Below are 19,653 nucleotides of genomic sequence, written 5' to 3'. Positions count from 1 at the left end.
CAAAAGGGCATACGCCGGGTAACGTTTTTACTGTATCAGTCGCGCATGCAGCATATCTGTCCGGTCGCCATTCCATTAATCCAGGTGGAGTATATATATACGCTTTGCGTGTTCTCATGCCCCATCTGGTTCGCCAGCAATAGCGGATTAGCTCCGAAAGCCAGCAGCCGGTATGCGTAAGTATGGCGCGTATGGTACGGATTACGCCGCCGAATTCCAGTACGTTTTACAGCTGTATCCCTTACGACCTGCAACTGAACAGCAAAAGTACGGTTTCTGTTCGTCTTTTTATGCAAAATCGGCAGTTCCGTCTGTTGCGCAGCCTTGCCGGAACCGACAGAGGCGCTTTTTGCCTGCGCGGTCACTTTTTAGGGCTTAAACGTCCTTTCCGGCCCTTGATTGATAAGTTATGCTTTACAATTATCTGGACTGTCGGGAAATAAAGCACGTGAAGACTAAAGCCGCTACTTCGCTCCCTTCTTTATTACGAACCCCTTTGGGCAGAAATATGGCCTTTTTTCTGTTGCTGACAGGCCTGGCGGTCATCGCGATTAACGCCTGTCGTTGTGGTTTTCATGGCATCAGAAACTTATTGAGCAGGAGAGCGGGGCGCATAACCTTTCTGTTTCGCTGGCAAAACAGGCTGAGGATGCGTTTTTGCAAATAGACATTACCCTCTCTGATGTGGTCCGCCAGCTTAACCAGCATGGCGTTGAGTATGCTTCATCCGCAGCATTTTCACGGCAGTTAAAAGAACAGCACGGCAAGCTGCCGCAGTTGCACGGCCTGTTTATTTATGATGTTCAGGGGAACTGGATAACCACATCGGGTAACTATATTCCGGCGAAGGCCAGCAATGCCGACCGGGAATATTTTATCTGGCACCAGACGCATAACGAGAAAGGCGTTCATATCAACCACGTTATCCGCAGCCGCTCCACCGGCGACCTGGTCATTCCGGTATCAGTGCGTCTGAACGACCGCGCGGGTAAGTTTGCCGGCGTGGCGTTGGCTACGGTCAAAATCGACTATTTCAGGCAGTTTTATAATTACTATATTCTCGGCGAACGCGACGTCCTGGGGCTGATTTTATCTGATACCTCGGTAGTCTATATTCGACCAATGCCTGACTCGGTTATTAATAAAAGCCTCTCTTCCAGCCCCTTATTTAAAACCGTACTGAAAAATTCAGCCAGCGGAAGCGCGACCTGGCGCTCGGCGCTGGACGGCGTTGAAAGGATTTATGGTTACGCGCGGCTGGAGCGGTACCCGCTGGTAGTGACGGCAGGTTACGACCGGGAAGCCATTTGGCACAGCTGGCTAACCGCAAACCTTACGGATGTGATTCTTAACCTGATTTTGCTCCTCATGATAACCATCATGGGATGGTTTATTCTGCGTCAGGTAAATGCGAATCTGCGAAATCAACTTGAACTGACGCTGGTAAGAGATGAATTAACAACCATTAACCATACGCTGCAGGCGATGGCGTTAGTTGATGGACTCACCGGCCTCGCCAACCGCCGACAATTTGATGCGATGCTGGAGCAGAGCCTGCAACGCTCGCATAAATCTGGCGAACCGCTGTCGTTGATTATGATCGATATCGACTTTTTTAAACGCTACAACGATACCAATGGACACGTGGAAGGGGATAACTGTTTGCGCAAAGTCGGCGGCATATTAAAAGGGCTTCCTCATCGACATACTGATTTGGTGGCCCGTTACGGCGGTGAGGAGTTTGCCATTATTCTGCCCTTTACTAACTCACTTGATGTAAAGCAGTTTGCTGAACGCGCCGTAAAAGCGATCCATGACGCACATATCCCGCACCTGAGCAGTGAGCTACCTGATAAGGTGGTGACCATTAGCGCAGGCTGTTGCACCCTTATCGCCAGCGGCCAGCAGGGCGAAGCAGAACGGCTAAAAGAGCGGGCCGACAAGGCGCTGTATAAGGCCAAAAGTAATGGACGCAATCGGGTAGAGGGGTTAATTCAGTAAATTCCGTAAGCGAAACGAGAGTATTCCTGGTGACTTTCTAATGAAAAAATAAGGTAAAAAGATGTTTCAACTCTCGACGCCCGTATAAACGTCGCTTATGCTGGCAAAGCCTTCACCTCAACAATTCCCGGAGCCCGACGAATGAAAGCAGCCCCCTTTCTGCTGGCCGGCGCTGCGCTGCTGCTTAGCGCATGCAGCAATAGCGACAATGAACCGCCGCAACAGGCCACCGCCGCTCACGTTCAGCCCAGAGTCAGCATGTCTTCTCTGGCAGAAAGCAACTGTGCCAGCGCGGGAGGAACTTTAGCGTTTTCACGTCAGCTGGATGGCAGCAGCACGGGGATGTGTCAGTTAGCGAACGGTCGTCGCTGTAGTGAAAGCGCGCTGGAAAGCGGAAGCTGCGCGCGCTTTTAACTGGCGGGTCCGCGCAGGGCGCACCCGCCAGGTTAACTAAATGTTGACCTCATTCGGGCAGGCTTCGCCTTTTGCCAGCTGTTGCAGGTTAGAAAGCGTGGTTTCAGAAATGGCAATCAGCGCCTCAGCGGTTAAAAATGCCTGATGTCCGGTAAACAACACGTTATGGCAGGCGGAGAGGCGACGGAAAACATCATCCTGAATCACGTCATTGGATTTATCTTCGAAGAACAGATCGCGCTCATTTTCATACACGTCCATACCAAGCGAACCGATTTTCTGCTGTTTTAACGCTTCAATCGCCGCCTGCGAATCCACCAGTCCGCCACGGCTGGTATTAATAATCATCACGCCATCCTTCATCTGGCTGAAGGCGGCAGCATCCAGCAGATGATGATTATCCGCCGTCAGCGGGCAGTGCAGGGTGATCACATCCGATTCTTTAAACAGGGTTTTAATATCGACATATTCCGCGCCCAGATCCAGCGCCTGCGGATTCGGGTAAGGATCGAACGCCAGTAGCCGCATGCCGAAACCTTTCAGAATACGCAGCGTTGCGATGCCGATTTTGCCGGTGCCCACCACGCCAGCAGTGCGGCCATGCATATTGAACCCGATTAACCCCTCCAGAGAAAAGTTCGCGTCGCGGGTACGCTGCCAGGCGCGATGAATACGTCGGTTAAGCGTCATCATCATGCCTACCGCATGTTCCGCCACCGCTTCCGGCGAATAGGCCGGTACGCGCACCACTTTCATCCCCAGCTCCGCCGCTGCCGCCAGATCTACATTATTAAAACCAGCGCAGCGTAGCGCGATAATCTTTACGCCCTGGGCGCTCAGGATCTCCAGCACCGGACGGCTGGCGTCATCATTGACGAAAATACATACGGCTTCACAATTGACGGCGTTAATCGCAGTCCGCTCGGTAAGCAGAAAGTCAAAATACTCAATATCGAAACTGAAGCGCTGATTGACGCTATCGAGATATTTTTTGTCGTACTGTTTGGTGCTGTAGACCGCAAGTTTCATTGTCGACTCCTTATTATTGTCTCTTCATTCATTCTAGACCGGCAGCCCTACAGCGTAACCTTTAATCTGTTGCCGACGCCTCTTCACCCTCTGTAATGAACATGCCATCATAGCCGCCAGGATTTTTTACAGAACAGGACCGTTATGGCAAAGCGTCGGCGCTTATCTTTTGTTCTGGCCTCGCTACTGGCGCTGGTTCTGCTGGTGTTGGCGCTGGTGAGCAGCGTAACGCACTGGCTGCCGCGTCTAGCCGGCATTTGGCTGCCTGCGGGTACGCGCATCGCGCTGGACGCCGCGCCGCGCTGGCGGCAGGGCGCGCTCTGGTTTCCGGCGGTACGCTATCTGGCCGCTGACTGCCTGCTGGCCGAGCTACAGCATCTCTCCCTGGGCTATCAGAACGGGCGCTGGCAGGCGCGAGCGCAGCGTCTGGCGCTGGATTCGGCCTGCCTGAGCCGCTTGCCCGCCGAAAAAGAGGCCGCCGGCGCGCCGCGTTCGCTGGCGCAATGGCAGGCGCTGCTGCCGCCCGCCGATGTGACGATCGATCGGCTGATGGTTAATCCTTACCAGAGCTGGGCCGGCGCGCTGCGTCTGACGCTGGACCCCGACGCGCAGCAGCTCGACTATCAGGGCGATAACCTGCGCCTGCGGGCTGACTTACACGGACAGCAGCTTGCGCTGCGTCAGCTGACGCTGCAGGCGCCCGCGCTTAGCGAACCGGTCAGCCTGCACGGTACGCTAAAGTTGACGGAATTTGCTAATGGGGTGCCGGAAAGCGGCGAGCTGGGCGGCGATTTCACCCTGACGCAGGTGCCGCATCCGCTGCGTTTTGCGCTGGTATGGCAGCAACAGCAGGGCCGGCTAATGCTGCAAACGCCGCAGAATGACGAGCCGCTGGTGGATTTGCCCTGGCAGGTTACGCCGCAGCAGATCCGCATTGAGGGCGGCCGCTGGCGCTGGCCGTGGGCGGCGCAACCGCTGGCGGGCGGCGTCGCGCTGGCGTTCTCTCACTGGCAACAGGGGCTGGAGACGACCGAAATCAGCGGGCGGCTGAATATGCTGACGCAGGGCCGCGGCGGCAAAGGCAATATTGTGCTGAGCCTTGGACCGGGGCGTCTCTCCCTGACCGACAGTCAGCTGCCGCTGCGCCTTACCGGTGAAAGCAAGCTGGCGGCGCTACAGTTTTATGCTTCATTACCCGGCACGCTGCAGGGCTCGCTGCTAAATCCTCAATTGCATATCGCGCCGGGCGCGCTGCTGCGTATGCGCGGTCGCCTGCTTTCCACGCTGGAAGTTGATGAGGCGCGCTGGCCGCTGGCGGGCGTTAGCCTCTCGGCGTCGGGGATTAATGGTCGCTTGCAGGCGATTCTTAGTGCGCACGACAGGCAGAAAGGGCGTTTTACGCTGCATCTTGATGGCCGTGCCAAAGAATTTTGGCCCGATCGCGGACGCTGGGCCTGGCGCTACTGGGGCAACGGCTATCTGGCGCCGCTGGATGCAAAATGGGATGTGCAGGGCAGCGGAAGCTGGCAAGATAGCGCGCTGACGCTGGCGACGCTTTCTACCGGGTTCGACAGACTTCACTACGGCATGACCACGGTGAATCAGCCCCGGCTGCGGCTGGCGCAGCCACTGGTCTGGCAGCGTGATGCCGGGCAGGCCGCCTTTTACGGCGAGATGAGTCTGGATGCCGCCGCTACCCGTTTCGACAGCGGCGGATATCTGCCGCCGTCACGTCTGACGCTGGCGCTCAAAGGCCGCGATCCGGCGCATTTTCTGTTTAACGGCAGCCTGCAGGCGCAACCGATCGGACCGGTGCGCGTGAATGGCCGTTGGGATGGCGAACGGCTGCGCGGACAGGCCTGGTGGCCGGAGCAGTCGCTAACGGTTTTCCAGCCGTTGCTCAGTCCCGAGTTGAAAATGAACATTACCGGCGGCAGCCTGCGCGCGCAGGTGGCCTTTTCCGCCGCCGAACAACAGGGCTTTACCGCTGGCGGCCATTGGGTGGTGCAAAATGGCGCGTTGTGGATGCCGGACAACAGTATCGAAGGCGTGGATTTCTCGCTGCCGTTTCGTCTGCATCAGAGCCGCTGGTCGCTGGGCACGCACGGTCCGGTTTCGCTGCGTATCAAAAGCATCAACAACCAGTTCCTGATCCACGACGTCACCGCGCAGCTACGGGGCAGTTGGCCGTGGCAAGAGAGTGAACCGCTTACGCTAAGCAACGTCAGCCTGGCGCTGCTGGGCGGCACGCTGAGCCTGTCGCAGCTGCGTTTGCCGCAGCATCAGCCGGCAATTATTCGTCTACGCGATCTTAGCCTGAGCGAGCTGATCACCGCCCTGAAGCCAAAGCAGATCGCCATGTCCGGGCGCATCAACGGCGAGTTGCCGCTGTGGCTGGATAATTCCCCGTGGTTGGTGAAGGATGGCTGGATCGCCAATAGCGGCAACCTGACGCTGCGGCTGGATAAACAGATGGCGGACGCCATCACACGGAATAATATGGCCGCCGGGGCCGCGCTGGACTGGCTGCGCTATATGGAGATCTCGCGCAGCTGGGCCACGCTGAATTTGAATACCATCGGCGATCTTACCCTACAGGCGGAGGTTAACGGCACCAGCCGTTTCAGCAACCGCAATCAGCATGTGAACCTGAACTATCGCCATCAGGAGAATCTATTTCAGCTGTGGCGTAGCCTGCGGTTTGGCGATAATTTGCAATCCTGGGTAGAGCAAAACGCGACTCTGCCTTCACAAAAGGACTCAAAGCATGAGAATTAATCGGATGCTGCTGCTGGTCTGCTGTTTGGGCTTAGGCGGCTGCGTACCGCGTATTGAGGTCGCTGCGCCCAAAGAGCCAATTACCATCAATATGAATGTAAAAATCGAGCATGAAATCCATATCAAGGTTGATAAAGATGTGGAAGCGCTGCTGAAAGATCAAAATCTCTTTTAAGGGACGGCATGATGAAAGGCTGGGTCACCTTCTCTTTACTGTGCCTGTTGGCCGCTTCGCCAGCGCAGGCGCTAACGCTGAATGAAGCGCGTCAACAGGGGCGCGTCGGCGAAACGCTAAGCGGCTATCTGGCGCCGCGTCAGCAGGACGCGGAAACAGCGGCGCTTATCGCGCAGATTAATCAGCAACGGGAACAACGCTATCGGGAAGTGGCGCAGCGTAATCAGCTCTCTACCGCTGAGGTTGCGCGCATCGCTGGAGAAAAACTGGTGCAGCGCGCCGCCGCTGGGGAATATGTGCAGGGCATTAACGGCAGATGGGTAAGAAAGCCGTAGCCGGATAAACCATTGCATGCTGGCCGCTGCGACAGCGGCCAGCGCAGTCATCAGGCGGTCGCCAGCTGCTGCAGGGCATCTTTCGCTTCAGCGGTGGCTTTTGTCGCCACTTCCGGGCCGTAGGCGATGCCTTCAGCGAACACGAAGTTCACGTCGGTAATGCCAATAAAGCCCAGGAACAGCTGCACGTATGGGGTCAGCAGATCGGACGGCGTATCTTTATGGATGCCGCCGCGGCTGGAGATAACGATAGCACGTTTCCCTTTCACCAGACCTTCCGGGCCCGCTTCGGTATAGCGGAAGGTGACGCCGGCGCGGGCGATCAGGTCGAAATAGTTTTTCAGCTGGGTCGGGATATTGAAATTGTACATCGGCGCCGCAATAACAATCACGTCGTGCGCGTTCAGCTCGGCGATCAGCTCATCAGAGAGCGCCAGCGCTTCTTGCTGACGCGGCGTCAGCTCCGCATCGGAAGGACGCAGCGCGCCAACCAGTTCGCCATCCAGTACCGGAATCGGGTTTGCTGCCAAATCGCGTACCGTTACCCGATCGCCTTTCTCACTCGCCTGGGCGGCATAAAAATCGGCCAGCTGGCCTGACTGCGAATAACCGGCAAGAATACTGGATTTTAATACTAATACTTTGCTCATGATTGTTTCCTGTCTGCTAATAGGGAAGTCTGTCCGCTCAATGGTTTACACTGTAGGGAGTTTATCGCAACAGTGAAAGCGCAATATTTCGAGTCCTATATTCAAAATTCCTGAACAAGCGTAGAGGCGATCTTTGCCCACAGGCGGCCTGTGTTACCATACGCCGCAATCAATAAATATTATGTCGGCCAGGGCCGACCACGCGGCGGCCATAACAGCAATCAAAAGCCGCTGTGTTAATAAGGTAATTACTATGTCTGTCGAATCAAACACATCGCCGCTGGCCCCATTCTGGGAGCGGCTGGATAACATGACGCTGCGGGACCGCCAGCGTCTGCAACGTCGCCTGCACGGCGCGAAAAAGGTCAAAAGCCCCACGGCTCAGCAAAATATTGCCGAAGAGCTGGAGAAAGAGTTTGCGCTGGCCGAACAGCGTTTACTGCAGCGGCAGGCGGCGACGCCAACCATTCGCTTTCCGGAAAATCTGCCGGTTAGCCAGAAACAGCAGGAGATCGCCGAGGCTATTCGCGACCATCAGGTGGTTATCGTAGCGGGGGAAACCGGCTCCGGTAAAACCACCCAGCTGCCGAAAATTTGCCTGACGCTGGGGCGCGGCGTAAAAGGGCTGATCGGTCATACGCAGCCGCGTCGTCTGGCGGCGCGTACCGTCGCCAACCGAATTGCCGATGAGCTGGAAACCTCGCTCGGCGGCTGCGTGGGTTATAAAGTGCGCTTTAACGATCAGGTCAGCGACAATACCCAAATCAAACTCATGACGGACGGTATTCTGCTGGCGGAAATTCAGCAGGATCGGCTGCTAATGCAGTACGACACCATCATTATCGATGAAGCGCACGAGCGTAGCCTGAATATCGATTTTCTGCTGGGCTATCTGCGTGAGCTGCTGCCGCGCCGTCCTGATTTAAAAGTGATTATTACCTCGGCGACCATCGACCCGCAGCGCTTTTCCCGTCATTTCAACAACGCGCCGATCGTGGAAGTTTCCGGGCGTACTTACCCCGTAGAAGTGCGTTATCGCCCGGTGGTGAACGATGTTGAGGAGAGCGATCGCGATCAGCTGCAGGCGATTTTTGATGCGGTTGATGAGCTGGGGCAAGAGAGCAGCGGCGATATCCTGATCTTTATGAGCGGTGAGCGCGAGATCCGCGATACCGCCGATGCGTTAAGCAAGCGTGACCTGCCGCATACCGAAATCCTGCCGCTTTACGCGCGCCTGTCGAACGCCGAGCAAAACCGGGTGTTTCAGTCACACAGCGGACGGCGCATCGTACTGGCGACCAACGTAGCGGAAACCTCGCTCACGGTGCCCGGAATTAAATATGTTATCGACCCCGGCACGGCGCGCATCAGCCGTTACAGCTACCGCACAAAAGTGCAGCGTCTGCCGATCGAGCCGGTGTCGCAGGCATCGGCCAACCAACGTAAAGGGCGCTGCGGCCGTGTCTCCGAAGGGATCTGTATTCGCCTCTATTCCGAGGAGGATTTTTTAAGCCGCCCGGAATTTACCGATCCGGAGATTCTGCGCACCAACCTGGCGTCGGTTATTTTGCAGATGACCGCGCTCGGCCTGGGCGATATCAGCGCCTTCCCGTTTGTCGAAGCGCCCGATAAGCGCAATATTCAGGATGGCGTGCGCCTGCTGGAGGAGCTGGGCGCCATCACCGAAGAGGAAAACGGCCGCTATCGCCTGACGCCGTCGGGCCGCCAGCTGGCGCAGCTGCCGGTCGATCCGCGTCTGGCGCGGATGGTGCTGGAGGCGCAGAAATATGGCTGCGTGCGTGAAGTGATGATTATCGTCGCGGCGCTCTCTATTCAGGATCCGCGCGAGCGTCCGGTAGAGAAACAGCAGGCCGCCGATGAAAAGCATCGTCGCTTTGCCGATAAAGAGTCCGATTTTATCGCTTTCGTTAACCTGTGGAACTACCTGCAGGAGCAACAGAAAGCGCTCTCCGGCAACGCCTTCCGTCGTCAGTGTAAAACCGATTATCTCAACTATCTGCGCGTGCGCGAATGGCAGGATATCTATACCCAGCTGCGTCAAGTGGTGCGTGAGTTGGGAATGCCGGTCAACAGCGAACCGGCGCCGTATCGTGAAGTTCATACTGCGCTGCTCACCGGTTTATTGTCGCATATCGGCCTGAAGGATGTGGAAAAGCAGGAATTCAGCGGCGCGCGCAACGCCCGCTTCTCTATTTTTCCTGGCTCGGCGCTGTTTAAAAAGCCGCCCAAATGGACCATGGTGGCAGAGCTGGTGGAAACCAGCCGCCTCTGGGGACGTATCGCCGCCCGCATCGATCCTGAATGGATCGAGCCGATTGCCCAGCATCTGCTGAAGCGCAGCTACAGCGAGCCACACTGGGAAAAAGCGCAGGGCGCAGTAATGGCCATGGAGAAGGTGACGCTCTACGGCTTGCCAATTGTTAACGCGCGTAAGGTGAACTACGGCAAAATCGATCCGCAGCTATCGCGCGAGCTGTTTATTCGCCATGCGCTGGTGGAAGGCGACTGGCAAACGCGCCACGCCTTCTTTAAGGCCAACCAGAAGCTGCGCAGCGAAGTGGAAGATCTGGAGCATAAATCGCGCCGCCGCGACATCCTGGTGGACGATGAGACCCTGTTTGCTTTCTATGACAGCCGCATCGGTCATGAGGTGGTCTCCGCCCGTCATTTTGACAGCTGGTGGAAAGCGGTCAGCCAGCAAACGCCCGATCTGCTCAGCTTCGATAAAGAGATGCTCATCAAACAGGGCGCGGATAAGGTCAGCAAACTTGATTATCCCAACTTTTGGCAGCAGGGTAACCTTAAGCTGCGTCTTAGCTATCAGTTTGAGCCCGGCGCGGATGCCGATGGCGTGACCGTGCACATTCCGCTGCCGCTGTTAAACCAGGTGGAAGAGGCCGGTTTTGAATGGCAAATCCCCGGCCTGCGCCGCGAGCTGATTGTGGCGCTGATTAAATCGCTGCCGAAGCCGGTGCGACGTAACTTCGTGCCGGCGCCCAACTACGCAGAAGCGTTTTTAGGGCGCGTCACCCATACCGAGATGCCGCTGCTGGATGCACTGGAGCGTGAGTTCCGCCGTATGACCGGCGTGACCATCGACCGCGAGGACTGGCAGTGGGATCAGGTGCCCGATCACCTGAAAATTACCTTCCGCGTGCTGGACGAGCACAACCGCAAGCTGAAAGAGGGCAAAGACCTGGCGGCGCTGAAGACGGCGCTGAAAGGCAAGGTGCAGGAGACGTTATCAAAAGTGGCCGACGACGGGCTGGAGCAGAGCGGCCTGCATATCTGGAGCTTTGGCGATCTGCCCAGTCAGTTTGAGCAGAAGCGCGGCAGCTACAGCGTGAAGGCCTGGCCGGCGCTGGTGGATGAAAAAGATAGCGTCGCGATTCGTCTGTTTGACAGCCAGCACGAGCAGCAGAAAATGATGTGGCGTGGGCAGCGCCGTCTGCTGCTGCTGAACATTCCGTCGCCGATAAAATATCTGCATGAAAAACTGCCGAATAAAGCCAAGCTGGGACTCTACTTTAACCCTTATGGCAAGGTACTGGAGCTGATTGATGACTGCATTACCTGTGGTATTGATAAGCTGATGGCGGAAAATGGCGGACCGGCCTGGAAAGAGGAAGCGTATCAACAGCTGCATGAGAAAGTACGTGCCGGGCTGAACGACACGGTAGTGGAAATCGCTAAGCTGGTCGAGCAGATCCTGACGGCGGTATTTAATATCAACAAACGGCTTAAGGGGCGCATGGATATGACCATGGCGCTGGGGCTGTCGGATATTAAAGCGCAGATGAGCGGCCTGGTTTACCGCGGTTTCGTCACCCAGAACGGCTGGAAACGTCTACCCGATACACTGCGTTATCTGCAGGCCATTGAGCGTCGTCTGGAAAAGCTGCCGGTTGATCCGCATAGCGATCGGGCGCGGATGCTGAAAGTGGAGCAGGTACAGCAGGCGTGGCAAAGCTGGTTGAATAAGCTGCCGCCCGCCCGCCGTGATGATGAGGATGTGCAGGAGGTGCGCTGGATGATTGAAGAGCTGCGTGTCAGCTACTTCGCTCAGCAACTCGGCACGCCGTATCCTATTTCAGACAAGCGCATCCTGCAAACCATGGAACAGATAGCGGCCTGAATAACGCTGGCCGCTACGTTATTCAGCGGCCAGCGCCTCCAGATCGTCATGGAAAGCGGTTACGGCAATCGCCCGGTTATCGGCGCGCCAGCGATCCGCCGCCGCCGGGGCCGAGCTTTGTACCGCAATCAGCCGCCAGCCGTCGGCGGTTTGCAGCAGTAAAGGCGAGCCGCTGTCGCCCGGCAGGGTATCGCACTGATGCGACAGCACCGAACGTTGCGCCCAGCCGGTGATCAGACAGTCGCTGTGTGACCAGAGGGCATCAAGATGATCTTCCGGATAGCCCGCCTGGGTAACTTTACGGCCGGTGGTTTTTAAGGCGGCGGTCAGATCGCTGCGCGAGCCGCTGAATAGCGGTACCGGCGTAATGCCGGAGGGCGGGTTGCGCAGCACAATCAGGCCATAGTCATACGGTGCCGCCGCTGCCGGAACAATCCAGCCATCGCCATCCGCCTTGAGCTTTTTGCCCAGGCTGGGGTCGACGCGTCCTTCGATATCATGAATTTCATAGCGCCAACCGCTATCGCTGGCAATAAAACGCAGCGCGACCGGCTTATCCAGTTTGCCCGGCGGCGTCACCAGGCAGTGCCCGGCAGTTAGCGCCAGATGCGTGGAAATCAGCGTTGCGCTACAGAGGTTGCCGCTGGCGGTTTCCAGCTGGCCAATCGCTTCCCAGGGCACGCTGGCAGCCTGTTCGATGGGCTTACGATCGTCGTGACCAAAGAACAGCGTCTTAAGCTCTTCCGGCCCTGGGCCGTCCTCGCTGTCATCATCCGCATGAGAAAAGCAGGAAAAACAGAGCAAACCCACTACTAACACAGCCGTTATGCGCATATCTCGCTCAAAAAAGGGGAGAATTATAAGAATATAAAGGGTTAACACGCGTCATGCGTAACTATAGACGTTGAGCAGCAAAAAAGGGAGTTTAATTCGGAATATCAGTACGCTACGTGCATCAAACGTAGAAGCAGGCCGCAATGGCACCGCAGAGGATCATCACAAAGAGAATAATTTCGAAACGATAGCGACGTACCATTTCTGCTACTCCAGGAAAAAACACCCGGTAAACCGGGTGTTTGAGATGGATAAAACAGCCTCCGCGCTGCCCGTGCCAGGGGGCAGCGTTTTGCCACACCCTGGCCGGCGGCTATCGCCAGAAATGTGCTTCAGTGCTTATTTTGCTGCAGGCTTAACCACTTTCTTGTGGTGCTTTTTCGCTGCCTGTGCTTTCTGTGCTACCGGCTTGGCGGCGTGTTTGTGGTGCTTTTTTGCGGCCTGCGCTTTCTGTGCGGCAGCTTTTTTATGCTTGTGATGCGCAACTTTGTGCGTAGTCTTCGCCGGAGCGGCGGTTGTAGCAGCAGTCGGTGCGGCCGGCGCGGCGGCAGTATCCGCTGCGAAAGCCACGGAAGAGATACCCATAGCAGCGGCTACAACCAGAGCAAATAATTTTTTCATTGCAAAACCCTCTATTTCTTCATCATTAGCCCACTGCGGGGCCGGTGAAAAGACTATAGAGAAAGGCGATCGCGTTTTCCGTGAGTGATTGGTATCGGCGTGTAACTGAATGTACAACGCAGCCATCCATATAAACCAGAAGCATGTAGCGCTTTTGATTAAATGACAATTTAAAAAGAAAAAACTCCCGGTACAGGGGAAAAGCAGACGTTAATTACGCCTGCTTTTTATTTTCAGCTTTAAACCACCTCCTTTGGAGGTGGCTTTTTACTTTTCAGGCTGTATTCTATTTATGTTTGAACAATGAAAAGAAAAGACCAGATATTTTAGGATGGCGTCTTTAATTATCTTGCTAAAAAATAAGAAATCATCCCGCAGGTCGATTGACGGCAGGATGTTATGGATGGACGCCAGGATCACATATATTAACGCAAACTCCTTTGGAGTTGCAGATTTTGGCGCACTCTCTGGCAGCCACTTTTTCAAAGGCTGAAGCAGAAGCTGATAATAGCATGCCTGAAAGTAACAAAGAGCTTAACGTGACTTTTAATATGTTGGTCATAATAAATATCCTTAATTAAACAGTTTCCGTGGTTTTTTCATTAGGTTGCGAAACATTTATAAGCCATATAACTTAAGTTTAATAATGAATATTGCAAAGTTATGTCAGTATGAATGGTTGTTAATGCAATTAATTAATTAATTAAGCCACATATAAAACGTTATTAGCGTCGATTGCACATGAATAATCACCTTCGACAAGTTAAAGCGGAATAGATTTAGCAATCGAACGGCAAACGCGAACGCTGGCATGGACCAAAATATCATTGTCGATTATTACCTGAACGCTAATCTTCAGCGCGCTGGATTGCGACATCGCCACGCCCAGGCGCGTCATCAAAAGTGCAAGGAAGGATCTGGCCTGCGGGGGAAGCAGGCCAGCGGGGTAAGGATCAGTTAGTAGCAAGGTAGCGCTGTTCCAGATGACGACGGAAATGTAGCGGATTAAGATCTTCGCCGCTCGCCTGGGTAATCAGCTGGGCGGTAGGGAAGCGGCTGCCGTGCTGCCAGATATTCTGGGAAAGCCAGTTAAAGATCGGCTCCAGCTCGCCGCCGGCAATTTGTGTCTCCAGCTGCGGCAGGGCGCGCTTCAGCGCCTGGAAAAGCTGCGCCGCATACATTGCGCCCAGCGTATAGGTGGGGAAATAGCCGAAGGCGCCGTCGGTCCAGTGAATATCCTGCATGCAGCCGTCACGGTAGTTGCCCTGGGTATCCAGCCCTAAATAGCGCTGCATTTTCTCGTCCCACAACGCAGGAATATCCTCTACCTCGATATCCCCGCCAATCAGCGCGCGTTCGATTTCATAACGCAGGATTACATGCAGTGGATAACTCACCTCATCAGCATCGACGCGAATAAAACCGCGTTTCACGCGCTGGTTGAGGCGGACAAAATTAGCTGGCGTTAAAGCGGGTTGATCGCCCATCTGCGCGATCACCTGCGGCAGAATATGCTGCAGGAACGGCGCACTGCGTGCCAGCTGCATTTCGAAGAACAGGCTTTGCGACTCGTGAACTGCCGTAGAACGCGCCAGCGCGACCGGCTGACCACGCCAGGTTTTCGGCAGATTTTGTTCATAGCGGGCGTGTCCGGTTTCGTGAATCACCCCCATCATGGCGCTGACAAACTCATTTTGGTTATAGCGCGTGGTGATGCGCACGTCATCCGGCACGCCGCCGCAGAATGGATGCGCGCTAACATCGAGGCGACCGGCGTTAAAATCGAATCCAAGTAGCTTCATCAGTGCTAAGCCCAGCTGACGCTGCGCCTCGATGGGGAAAGGGCCGACGGGCGTATCAACCGGCTCGGCGGCCTGTTTTTCCACTACGCGCGTCAGTAGGTCCGGTAGCCATTGAATAAGATCGCCGAAGGTGGCGTCGAGTCGGGCGCTGGTCATGCCAGGCTCATAGAGGTCGAGCAGGGCGTCATAGCGTGAACAGCCCGCCGCCTGCGCGCGGATTTCCGCCTCCTCGCGGCTCAGGCGCACCACCTCTTTCAGATTCGCGGCAAACCCTTGCCAGTCGTTAGCCGGACGCTGTTGTCGCCAGGCATGTTCGCAGCGCGAACCTGCGAGCGATTTCGCTTCCACCAGCGCCGCGGGCAGCAGCGCCGCCTGCTGCCAGGCGCGCCGCATCTCCAGCAGGTTAGCCTGCTCGACATCATTCAGCGATTCCTGCTGCGCCGCCTCCAGCCACGTCTTAACCCGGCTGTCGGTAAGCAGCTGATGCTGTAATACGCTAAGTTCCGCCAGCGCTTCGCCGCGCGCCTGGCTGCCGGCTGGCGGCATCATGGTTTGCATATCCCAGCCGGCAATAGCGGAAAGATGACCAAAGCGCGACAGGCGCTGAAAAGTTTGGGTAAGTTGTTGATAAGCGGATGACACGCAGATCTCCTTGCTCAGTTAAGGGCGGTTCGCCGTACCTCGCAAGGGTAAATCAACCGGCCAGCAAAAGCGAACGCTGGCGCCGCCTAACGGGCTGCTGTCGATCATCACGTGACCGCCGAGCGCCAGCGCTACGGATTGTACAATCGCCAAACCCAGCCCACAGCCGCCGGTGGCGCGATCGCGGCTGGGATCGAGACGAACAAACGGTTCCAGTACGCGCTGGCGCTCTGCTGCCGGGATGCCCGGACCGTCATCCTCCACCTGTAAACAGGCCAGATTGCCGTCGAACCACAGGCCCACTCGCAGCCGCTGCTGCGCATAGCGCAGCGCGTTATTCACCAGGTTATCCAACACCCGCTCCATCAGGCGCGTATCGGAAACGCCAAAATTTTCGCGCTGGGGCAGGTCCAGCGCAATCTCATATTCAGGATGAACCGAACGAATATCAGCAATACGCTCGCCGAGCCAGTTGGCGAGATCCACCGGCTGCAGGAAAAGCTCTACCTGCGGACGATCGAGACGCGCATAGGTTAATAACTCTTCGATAAGCGACTCCAACTGACCGATATCGCGATTCAGCGCGGTGGATTCGGCGGCGCTGAGATTATCGCTCATCTCCAGCCGGTAGCGCAGCCGCACCAGCGGCGTGCGCAGCTCGTGGGCAATGTTATCAATCAGCTGTTTTTTGCTGGCGACCAGCGTATTGATATTGTCCGCCATCTGATTAAAGGCCACGCCCAGCCTTACCAGGCTGGAGGCGTTATCAAAATGGATACGTTCATCAAGATGGCCTTTACCGAAGCGCTGCGCCGCCGACTCCAGTTTCAGCATATCTTTCCAGTAGGGCCGCATCCAGATAAATACCGGCAGCGCCAGCGACATGCCGATAAAGGCCAGCAGCGCGATATCCAGTAGCCGCATTTCATGCAGGAAAAACAGATAGGGAATCGGGCCCACCGCCAGCACGTAATGACTGCGGGGAATATGCTGCAAGAAGGTGTACTCATCGTCCAGCGCGACAATTTCTCCGGCGTGCAGACGCCGCATACTGCCCGTATCCAGCTGATATTTATTGATCGGCTCGATATGCAGCTTAAAAGAGAGATTAAGATCCAGATTGTTGATGGTTTTGTTCCAGTCGCGCGGCGGAATTTCCCGCAGTTCGCTGCGCATCAGGTAGAGCGAACTTTTCATTAAATCATCCATCGACTGCCGTCCGGCGCGCTCAGCGGTAAATTTATACACCAGCCCCACCAACATGGTCATTACCAGGAAGCAGACAAACAGCAGCAGATAAAACTGGATAAAAAGTTTTCTCATTGCGTGTGAGTATCCCAGGCGTGCGGCGCAAACAGATAACCTTTGTTGCGGATGGTTTTGATGCGATAAGGTTCAGTTGCGCTGTCGTGCAGCTTTTTCCGCAGGCGCGAAATGGCTACGTCAATGCTGCGATCCATGCCGTCATAGCTGACGCCGCGCAGAGTTTTCAGCAGAGCGTCGCGGTTAAGAATTTGCCCGGCGTGAATGGCCAATTCCCAGAGCAGATCGTAATCGGCGGTGGAAAGGGCGATCACTTCATCCCCCAGCGTGACCTGACGATTAAGCGGATCAATAGTTAAAGAGCCGAAGCGCAGCGCCTTTTGGCTATTGATCACCGGGGCGATCTCATCCTGCTGCGCCACGCTCGCCTGACGTAAATGCAGGCGCAGGCGTGCCAGCAGCACAGCCGGCGGCGTGGTTTTCAGAATATAGTCATTGGCGCCCATCTCCAGCGACAGGATATGATTCATATCGCTGTCCAGCGAGGTCAGCAGCACAATCGGGCCGGGCCAGCTGGCGCGCAGGTCGCGGCACAGGGTCATGCCGTCTTTGCCCGGCAGCATAATATCCAGCATCACCAGGTCAGGCTGCTCACGCGCAATTACCTCTTCAGCACGATCGCCGCGGCCTTCGACAATCACCTCCAGACCATGACGACTTAGCCAGGCGGCGATCAGCTCGCCTACCTCAGGATCATCTTCAACGAAAACTATTTTATTCATGATGGGATAATTCAGGCTGCGGATGGCAGCAGCTTAACCTTTTCAGTTAATAACAACCATCAACGTCAGTTAAATGACGCAAGATGTCTGTTACAAGTCGGGTAAACTATGCCATTATATCTGCAGGGTTGTTAATGTCGCTTGTAACCCTTTTTTTCTGGCCAGGAGGAGAGTGAGGGTGTCAGATAAACAGCTGGCGTCTGCGGGCCTGAGTGACCGCATCTGCTTCAATTATACCGATTTTCTTGCTGCATCCTGTAAAAAGCGCTGGAGCTTTGTCGATGCGATTTATGGCGTAATGCCGATCTTTGGTATGGTGACGCGCAATCCTGCAGATTCGCAACGCCCACCGTCAGAACGGTTAAAAGAATTAGCGCTGCAAATCATTTCGACCCAGGTTAGCGATGAAATTAATATCGCCCGGCTGATTACCTTAGCCGAACAGCAGCATATCGTGCAGTTTGATATTTTATTGCCTTACCCGCTTTCCAGCGATCAGCTTGATGCTATTCATCACGAATATCGCAAGCCGTTATCGCTGTCGCAGCAGGAGGAGCGGCTGACTATTCAGTTCCCAGCCGCCCCGCATTAATCACTTCATCAGCATCCAGGTCGCCGGGAAGGCGCCAGCCACCAGCAGAGCGATGGCGACACGTTCGACCACGCTCAGCGCCCTGAGTGCCCGACCGCCACGGCGGGCAAACAGAAACAGCAGCATCCCCGGCGCATACAGGATCACCGACAGCAGCAGGTGCAACGGGCCGGAGGCGTAGAGCAGCCACAGGCCATAGATGCAGGCGCCCAGCGCTACCGCCGTCATCCAGATTTCACCTTTATTCCACACCAGCTTCAGCAGATAGGCACCCACCAGGAAATAGGGCACCAGCACCATTTCCGAAGCGATGGTCAGCAGCGTGTTGTAATCCGAGTTGGTTAACCAGATCAGAATCAGGCAAACCTGCACGCTGCCGTTGGTGAGCCATAGCGAGGCCGAGGGCGCATTATGACGATTCTGTCGACTCAGGCTGCGCGGAAACGCGCCCTGTTGCGCGGCGATTAACGGCACTTCGGCCGCCATAATTGTCCAGCTCAGATAGGCGCCGCATACCGAGACCACCAGCCCCAGCGCGATAACCGCATTGCCCCAGGAGCCGATCAGTTTGGTCATCAGCCCGGCCATTGAAGGGTTACGCATCTCCGCCAGCTCGGCACGCGGCACGATGCCCAGCGAGAGCAGAGTTACCAGCAGGTAGACGGTCAGGGCCGCCAACACCGCCAGCAGCGTCGCTTTGCCAACATCGCGCTTATCACGCGCGCGGGCTGACACCACCACGGCGCCCTCTACGCCGATAAACACCCACAGGGTAATCAGCATGGTTTGCTTCACCTGCTCCCAGACCGGTTGGCCCAGCTCAACACCGGTAAAATCGAAACGGAAACGATCGAAGTTAAAGGCGATGATCGCCAGCACCACGAACAGGCCGAGCGGCACCAGTTTACCCAGCGTAGCGAGCATATTGATGCTGGCGGCCGTCTGAACGCCGCGTAAGACCAGCCAGTGCACCAGCCACAGCAGCAATGAAGCGCCGAGCATCGCCTGCCAGGTATTGCCATCGCCAAAGATCACATGTCCTGGCGAGTCGGTAAAAAAGCTCAGCGCAGAGAAAACGATAACCAGATAGGAAACGTTGGCGATCACGGCGCACAGCCAGTAACCCCAGGCGGAGCTGAAGCCCACCAGCTCGCCGAAGCCATCACGGGCGTAGGTGAAAATACCGCCGTCCAGTTCCGGTTTAAGGCGCGTTAACAGCAGCAACGCCAGCGAAAGAAACAGAATACCCGCGCCGGTAATGGCCCAGCCGATAAGAAGTGCGGCGGGACTGGCCACGGCCGCCATGTTTTGCGGCAGGCTGAAAACGCCTGCGCCCAGCATTGAGCTGAGTACCAGCGCAGTCAGTGCGCTAAGGCCTAATTTTTTGTCCAAGAAACCGTCCTGAAACAGAATAAATAACCACGGAACCGCGTAGCGGTTGACTTTTAATCAGGCAGGCAGAGGTGAAATCCCTCTTTTCCGCTGAAATAAGGCGGGGATTTTACGGAGTGCGGAGGCGTCGTGCAATGCGTGTCTATGCAAAAAGCGCTACAGATTATTCAGAATATGACGGAGCGGC

General features: G+C 55.9%; 16 protein-coding genes and 1 pseudogene. 7 read left to right on the top strand and 10 right to left on the bottom strand.

The window, feature by feature from the left end:
* Positions 1-35: 35 nt before the first annotated feature.
* Positions 36-365 carry a tyrosine-type recombinase/integrase gene (locus K6958_RS10910; protein WP_249891136.1) on the bottom strand — a complete coding sequence of 110 codons (330 nt, stop codon included), beginning with the start codon at positions 363-365 and terminating at the stop codon, positions 36-38.
* 292 nt (positions 366-657) lie between these two features.
* Here K6958_RS10910 and K6958_RS10905 point away from each other — a divergent pair, with 292 nt between their 5' ends.
* On the top strand, positions 658-2,001 hold the full coding sequence (locus K6958_RS10905) for a sensor domain-containing diguanylate cyclase (RefSeq protein ID WP_350355790.1): 1,344 nt from the start codon (positions 658-660) through the stop codon (positions 1,999-2,001).
* Between the two features lie 141 nt (positions 2,002-2,142).
* A complete protein-coding gene (locus K6958_RS10900; RefSeq protein WP_249891135.1) occupies positions 2,143-2,415 on the top strand; it encodes a putative hemolysin in 273 nt (90 codons plus the stop codon).
* A gap of 36 nt (positions 2,416-2,451) precedes the next feature.
* Here K6958_RS10900 and K6958_RS10895 read toward each other — a convergent pair whose 3' ends face one another.
* On the bottom strand, positions 2,452-3,444 hold the full coding sequence (locus K6958_RS10895) for a 2-hydroxyacid dehydrogenase (RefSeq protein ID WP_249891134.1): 993 nt from the start codon (positions 3,442-3,444) through the stop codon (positions 2,452-2,454).
* Positions 3,445-3,588: 144 nt separating this feature from the next.
* Between K6958_RS10895 and K6958_RS10890 the strand changes: the two genes are divergently transcribed.
* Genes K6958_RS10890 through K6958_RS10880 form a run of 3 tightly spaced genes read left to right on the top strand, consistent with a single transcriptional unit; the run spans position 3,589 to position 6,732 of the window.
* A complete protein-coding gene (locus tag K6958_RS10890; RefSeq protein ID WP_249891133.1) occupies positions 3,589-6,222 on the top strand; it encodes a YdbH family protein in 2,634 nt (877 codons plus the stop codon).
* Positions 6,212-6,397, top strand: a complete 186-nt coding sequence (locus tag K6958_RS10885) for a YnbE family lipoprotein (protein ID WP_249891132.1) — start codon at positions 6,212-6,214, stop codon at positions 6,395-6,397. The genes K6958_RS10890 and K6958_RS10885 overlap by 11 nt, the downstream gene beginning before the upstream one ends.
* Before the next feature lie 11 nt (positions 6,398-6,408).
* Positions 6,409-6,732, top strand: a complete 324-nt coding sequence (locus K6958_RS10880) for a YdbL family probable chaperone protein (RefSeq protein ID WP_249894667.1) — start codon at positions 6,409-6,411, stop codon at positions 6,730-6,732.
* 50 nt (positions 6,733-6,782) lie between these two features.
* Here the strand turns inward: K6958_RS10880 and azoR are convergent, their stop codons facing one another.
* Positions 6,783-7,382 carry an FMN-dependent NADH-azoreductase gene (gene azoR / locus K6958_RS10875; RefSeq protein ID WP_249891131.1) on the bottom strand — a complete coding sequence of 200 codons (600 nt, stop codon included), beginning with the start codon at positions 7,380-7,382 and terminating at the stop codon, positions 6,783-6,785.
* 253 nt (positions 7,383-7,635) lie between these two features.
* On the opposite strand from azoR, the gene hrpA reads away from it, so the two are divergent.
* Positions 7,636-11,538 carry an ATP-dependent RNA helicase HrpA gene (hrpA, locus tag K6958_RS10870; RefSeq protein WP_249891130.1) on the top strand — a complete coding sequence of 1,301 codons (3,903 nt, stop codon included), beginning with the start codon at positions 7,636-7,638 and terminating at the stop codon, positions 11,536-11,538.
* 18 nt (positions 11,539-11,556) lie between these two features.
* On the opposite strand, the gene K6958_RS10865 is transcribed toward hrpA, so the two are convergent.
* From K6958_RS10865 to rstA, 6 genes and pseudogenes are all read right to left on the bottom strand, one after another.
* Positions 11,557-12,372 carry a trypsin-like serine peptidase gene (locus tag K6958_RS10865; protein ID WP_249891129.1) on the bottom strand — a complete coding sequence of 272 codons (816 nt, stop codon included), beginning with the start codon at positions 12,370-12,372 and terminating at the stop codon, positions 11,557-11,559.
* A 121-nt stretch (positions 12,373-12,493) separates the two neighbouring features.
* A complete protein-coding gene (ydgU, locus tag K6958_RS21375) occupies positions 12,494-12,574 on the bottom strand; it encodes a small membrane protein YdgU (RefSeq protein ID WP_457920508.1) in 81 nt (26 codons plus the stop codon).
* Between the two features lie 140 nt (positions 12,575-12,714).
* Positions 12,715-12,993 (bottom strand): annotated as a pseudogene (gene asr, locus K6958_RS10860) (acid resistance repetitive basic protein Asr); the annotation flags it as partial.
* A gap of 953 nt (positions 12,994-13,946) precedes the next feature.
* Positions 13,947-15,437: a carboxypeptidase M32 gene (locus K6958_RS10855; protein ID WP_249891128.1), complete on the bottom strand. Its 1,491-nt coding sequence runs from the start codon at positions 15,435-15,437 to the stop codon at positions 13,947-13,949.
* Between the two features lie 18 nt (positions 15,438-15,455).
* Entirely contained in the window at positions 15,456-16,760 is a 1,305-nt protein-coding gene (rstB, locus tag K6958_RS10850; RefSeq protein WP_249891127.1) for a two-component system sensor histidine kinase RstB, read from the bottom strand.
* Positions 16,757-17,482, bottom strand: coding sequence for a two-component system response regulator RstA (gene rstA / locus K6958_RS10845; RefSeq protein WP_249891126.1), 726 nt, complete (start codon positions 17,480-17,482; stop codon positions 16,757-16,759). The genes rstB and rstA overlap by 4 nt, the downstream gene beginning before the upstream one ends.
* A 178-nt stretch (positions 17,483-17,660) precedes the next feature.
* Here rstA and K6958_RS10840 point away from each other — a divergent pair, with 178 nt between their 5' ends.
* Positions 17,661-18,074 (top strand): hypothetical protein, encoded by a 414-nt coding sequence (locus tag K6958_RS10840; protein ID WP_249891125.1) that lies wholly within the window; start codon positions 17,661-17,663, stop codon positions 18,072-18,074.
* Here K6958_RS10840 and K6958_RS10835 read toward each other — a convergent pair whose 3' ends face one another.
* Entirely contained in the window at positions 18,075-19,466 is a 1,392-nt protein-coding gene (locus K6958_RS10835; RefSeq protein WP_249891124.1) for a basic amino acid/polyamine antiporter, read from the bottom strand. It abuts the gene before it with no gap.
* Positions 19,467-19,653: the final 187 nt, after the last annotated feature.

This window comes from Mixta hanseatica (genome assembly GCF_023517775.1).
GTDB lineage: Bacteria > Pseudomonadota > Gammaproteobacteria > Enterobacterales > Enterobacteriaceae > Mixta > Mixta hanseatica.
Note: the sequence above shows the minus strand (reverse complement) of the source record. Positions and strands in the feature narration are given on the sequence as shown.